At 67.3% G+C, this 596-nt stretch carries 1 pseudogene; it reads right to left on the bottom strand.

Features of this window, described 5'->3' with window-relative positions:
- Positions 1 to 467: pseudogene (locus tag MTQ10_RS30940) on the bottom strand (IS5 family transposase); the annotation flags it as partial.
- Between the last annotated feature and the right edge of the window lie 129 nt (positions 468 to 596).

A 596-nucleotide genomic window follows, 5' to 3' on the forward strand; every position in this document is an offset into this window, starting at 1 on the left:
ATGGGTGTTGGCGGCCGAGACGCCGACGAGGAGGGGCAGTCCGTTCGCGTCCGACAGGACGTGCATCTTGGAACCCGGCTTGCCCCGGTCCACGGGGCTCGGACCTGTGTGTTCGCCCCCTTTTTAGCCCGGACGTGGGCGGTGTCGAGGACGACGCGGGTGACGTCGATGAGGCCGGCATCGTCGAGCCGGTGCAGCACGGCCTCGTGCAGCCGCCCCCACACCCCGGCCCTCGACCAGATGAGGAACCGCCGATGGGCGGTGGACTTCGAGACGCCGAAGCAGGGTGGCAACGCACGCCAGGCACAGCCGGACACCAGGACGTAGATGATCGCCGCGAACAGCGTCTCATCAGGTGTGTCCTGCGTTCCACCGCCCTGCGGCCGCACCTTCGACGGCGGGATCAGCGGTTTCGCGATCTCCCACAACCCGTCCGGAACAATCCAACTCCACGTACCCCGCCCCATGATGTCAACGGCCATGTAGTGCTCCCCGTAGGCGGCCAGTAGTTCTCCCTGCTGGCGGCCGGTTAGAGGTCCCCGCTGGCGGCCAGATGTCTCCCCGCCAGAGGTTGGTGTGGATCAGCTGAAGGGCTT

The sequence above is a fragment of the Streptomyces sp. XM83C genome, assembly GCF_023072675.1.
Classification (GTDB): domain Bacteria; phylum Actinomycetota; class Actinomycetes; order Streptomycetales; family Streptomycetaceae; genus Streptomyces; species Streptomyces thermocoprophilus.